5 protein-coding genes are annotated in these 3830 nt (G+C 58.5%); 3 read left to right on the plus strand and 2 right to left on the minus strand.

All coding sequences use genetic code 11. The features are described from left to right. Positions 1 to 42: 42 nt before the first annotated feature. On the minus strand, positions 43 to 225 hold the full coding sequence (locus tag DOU54_RS28565) for an integrase core domain-containing protein (protein WP_502695977.1): 183 nt from the start codon (positions 223 to 225) through the stop codon (positions 43 to 45). Between the two features lie 105 nt (positions 226 to 330). Between DOU54_RS28565 and tnpA the strand changes: the two genes are divergently transcribed. The 3 genes from tnpA (at position 331) to tnpC (ending at position 2695) form a co-directional block, all read left to right on the plus strand. Next, on the plus strand, positions 331 to 717 hold the full coding sequence (gene tnpA / locus DOU54_RS27195; RefSeq protein ID WP_234882008.1) for an IS66-like element accessory protein TnpA: 387 nt from the start codon (positions 331 to 333) through the stop codon (positions 715 to 717). Next, on the plus strand, positions 714 to 1067 hold the full coding sequence (gene tnpB, locus DOU54_RS27200; RefSeq protein ID WP_136882402.1) for an IS66 family insertion sequence element accessory protein TnpB: 354 nt from the start codon (positions 714 to 716) through the stop codon (positions 1065 to 1067). Before tnpA ends, tnpB begins: the two co-directional genes overlap by 4 nt. A 68-nt stretch (positions 1068 to 1135) precedes the next feature. Then, on the plus strand, positions 1136 to 2695 hold the full coding sequence (tnpC, locus tag DOU54_RS18555) for an IS66 family transposase (RefSeq protein ID WP_113731715.1): 1560 nt from the start codon (positions 1136 to 1138) through the stop codon (positions 2693 to 2695). On the opposite strand, the gene nhaA is transcribed toward tnpC, so the two are convergent. Next, positions 2664 to 3830: Na+/H+ antiporter NhaA (nhaA, locus tag DOU54_RS18560; protein ID WP_286079936.1), on the minus strand; the 1167-nt coding region annotated here is incomplete at its 5' end. The two genes, tnpC and nhaA, sit on opposite strands and share 32 nt — an antisense overlap.

A 3830-nucleotide genomic window follows, 5' to 3' on the forward strand; every position in this document is an offset into this window, starting at 1 on the left:
CTACTCCTAGTGTTACCACTAGGACTGGCAGTCAGAAGGCCGTCATCGCAAGACGGCCTTCACCGTGGGCTTACGTGTGATGTTGCCCAGTGAAGAGTGTGGTCTGTTTCGATTGTAGTCCTCCTTCCATGCTGTGATTTCGATCCTTGCCTGCGTCAGTGACGAGAACAGTGTTTCGTTGAGGCATTCGTCGCGGAAGCTGCCTTTGATATTTCCTCCGAACACCTGAAGTTACGTCACTAATTCCGTAACCGGTGTCCCGCTCCCACGTTGTTCTGTCCGTCCTGATCTGTGATCCGCTTTCCAAGGATGAGCAAAGGGAGTTTCTCCATGGAGAGTACGTTGGAGTTTCTCACGACCAGGAAGTCTGGGCGTGAGCCGCAGCGGCACTGGCCGGACAACGTCAAGGCGCAGATCGTTTCGGAAAGCCTTCGGCCCGGAGCGTTGGTGAATGAGGTGGCAGAGCGATATGGCCTGAAGCCGAACCACCTATCCACCTGGCGGACGATGGCACGGCAGGGCAAGCTAGTTCTACCTGCCCCCGAGGATGCGATGGAGTTCGCGGCGGTTGTCGTCGATCCACCAGTTGCGGAGCCGCCCCTCAAGAGAGCCAGCCGTCCCGAGATCATCGTCGGCGCTGTCACGATCCGGTTGGAAGAAGGCGCGTCCGCCTCCCGGATCGCCGCTGTTGCACGTGCCTGTGCGGTTCCGGCATGATCTTTCCCTCGAACCGGGTTCGGATCATGGTGGCGACCAAGCCTGTCGATTTCCGTAAAGGTCACGACGGATTGGCGGCGCTGGTCAAGAACGAACTGCACAAGGACCCATTCACGGGGACGGTTTTCGTATTCCGATCACGCAAGGCGGACCGATTGAAGCTGATCTACTGGGATGGCAGCGGTCTGGTGATGGCCTACAAGCGATTGGAGGAGCATACGTTCACCTGGCCAGACATCCGGGACGGTCTGATGACCTTGGGGCATGCCCAGTTCGAGGCGCTATTTGCAGGGCTAGATTGGCGTCGGGTCCGGTCCGTTGAGGTACGAGCGCCAGCTGCAATCGAATAGGTGCGTCACGATGACTCGGTTCGCAAATTCCGGCGGCGTGATGCCGCCCAAATTGATAAGCTTCCAGCATGTTGGATGCGGTCGATCTTCCAGACAATATTGCTGCCCTGAAGGCGATGCTGATCGCCTCCCAGCTTCGTGAAGCCCGCAAAGACGAGCGGATCGAACGGCTGGAGAAACTGGTCGCCGCTTTCAAACAAGCCGCCTTTGGCCGCAAATCCGAGAAGGCCGATCCTGAGCAATTCGATCTTGCACTGGAAGACCTGGAAACGGCCATCGCGGCGATCCATGCCGAAGACGAGGCCGACAGCGCTCCGGGTAAGCCGCAGCCCAAGCCACGCGCAGCCAATCGAGGCTCTCTTCCCGCCCACCTTCCTCGTATCGAAGAGGTCATCGAGCCGGAAAGTCTGATCTGTAACTGTGGCGGCGGCCTGCACTGCATCGGCGAGGACGTGTCCGAACGGCTGGATGTCATTCCCGCACAGTTCCGCGTTATCGTCACCCGTCGTCCAAAATATGCCTGCCGTGCCTGCACCGATGGCATATCTCAGGCTCCAGCGCCTGCACGACTGATCCATGCGGGATTACCGACCGAAGCGACCATCGCGCATGTACTGGTTTCCAAATATGCCGACCACTTGCCGCTTTATCGGCAGGCACAGATCATGAGCCGCCAGGGTATCGATCTCGACCGTTCGACGCTCGCCGATTGGGTCGGTCGAGCACCTTTCGAATTGCGTCCCGTCTTCGATGCGTTGATAGCCAACCTGAAGCGCTCGACCAAGTTGTTCATGGACGAGACCCGTGCCCCGGTTCTCGATCCCGGCTCGCGTAAGACCAAGACCGGATACTTCTGGGCGCTGGCGCGGGATGATCGACCTTGGGGCGGCGGTGCTCCGCCCGGCGTCGCCTTCACCTACGCTCCCGGTCGCGGGGGCATTCATGCCGAACGGATATTGCAGGGCTTCTCCGGCATCCTGCAGGTGGATGGCTATGCCGGATACAACAGACTGATCGCACCAGAGCGCGTTGGGCCGGACATTCGGCTGGCCTATTGCTGGGCCCACGCACGGCGCAAGCTGGTAGATATCACGCGCAACGGATCAGCACCCATTGCCGAGGACGGCGTCAAACGGATCGGGGAGCTGTATCGCATTGAAGCCGAGCTACGAGGCCATGATCTAACGGCTCGTCTTGCTGGACGACAGGAACGCTCAGCGCGGGTCGTCGCCGACATGCAGGCCTGGCTTGCCCATCACCAAAGCCGTGTCGCGACCAAGTCCCCGCTTGGCGAGGCCTTGGCCTACATCAACAAATACTGGGATGGTTTGAAGCTCTTCCTGACAGACGGCCGCATCGAGATCGACAACAATACGGTTGAGCGGACCATCAGACCAATTGCGTTGAACCGGAAGAACGCTCTCTTCGCGGGACACGATGCGGGAGCGGAGAACTGGGCGACAATCGCCTCACTCATCGAAACCTGCAAGCTCAATGCTGTCGATCCGTTCGCCTACATGAGCACCACCCTGACCGCCATCGCCAACGGCCACAAGCAGAGTCAGATCGATGACCTGCTACCGTGGAGCGCCCGATTTAAGTCTCGGATCGACGGCCAAATGCTGTGAGCAAAACCGCACCAATCAAGCCCGATGTCAGTGAACCCAGCAGAATGCCAATTTTCACGTGATCCTGGACGTTCGGATCGTTGAATGCCAGCAGTCCGATAAACAGAGACATGGTGAAGCCGATACCGCACAAGAGTGCCACCCCGGCCATCTGTCCCCAGCTCGCTTGTGCAGGAAGTTCGGCAAGTTTGAGGTTTACAAGAACTGCAACCGTGCCAAGAACGCCGACCAGTTTTCCGAGCAGCAGCCCTGCGGCGACACCCATGGTCAGCGGCTCGGTGATTATTGACATGGAAACCCCGGCAAACGAGACACCCGCATTGGCAAACCCGAAGATCGGCACGATGGCAAACGCCACGGGCTTGTGAAGATGGTGTTCCAGCTTATGCAGAGGAGATTCTGCATGAGTGGCTTCCGGGGTGCCCGGCGTGAGTTTCAACGGAATCGTAAGCGCCAGTACGACACCCGCCAGCGTAGCATGGACGCCGGATGAGAACACCAGAACCCATAGCACTGCACCCAGCACCAGGTAGGGCCAGAGTGCTTTTACGCCCATCCGGTTAAAGATGATGAGGTTGCCGACGACAATAGCCGCGCCGGAAAGTGCCAGCAGGTTGAGGTCGGCGGTATAGAACAGCGCAATTACGATGACTGCCCCAAGATCATCGATGATTGCCAACGCGGCCAGAAAGATTTTCAGCGATGCCGGGACACGTTTCCCGAACAGCGACAGCACGCCGAGCGCAAAAGCGATATCGGTCGCCGTCGGAATGGCCCATCCCCTGAGCGCGGACGCATCGTTCCAGTTAAAGTAAATGTAGAACAGTGCCGGAAACACCATACCTCCGGCGGCGGCGGCTCCCGGCAGGATGCGTCTGCTCCAGGTCGATAGCTGGCCGTCCAGCATCTCTCGCTTTATTTCCAGTCCCACCAGCAAGAAGAAGACAGCCATCAGTGCGTCATTGATCCAGTGCTGGATGCTGAGCGGCCCGATATAGACATGAAGGATATTGAAATACGCATCCGCCATCGGCGAATTCGCTGTCGCGATTGCCATTGCGGCAACGAACATCAGGATGACACCGCCTGATGCCTCGTTATCGAGAAAGTGGCGGAGAGTGGATTGAATGCGGCC

The organism is Agrobacterium sp. MS2, from assembly GCF_003261015.1.
Classification (GTDB): Bacteria; Pseudomonadota; Alphaproteobacteria; order Rhizobiales; family Rhizobiaceae; genus Agrobacterium; species Agrobacterium pusense.

Coding starts and splice junctions, on each gene's coding strand:
- tnpA (WP_234882008.1), top strand. CDS start 331: ATGGAGAGTACGTTGGAGTTTCTCACGACCAGGAAGTCTGGGCGTGAG.
- tnpC (WP_113731715.1), top strand. CDS start 1,136: ATGTTGGATGCGGTCGATCTTCCAGACAATATTGCTGCCCTGAAGGCG.
- tnpB (WP_136882402.1), top strand. CDS start 714: ATGATCTTTCCCTCGAACCGGGTTCGGATCATGGTGGCGACCAAGCCT.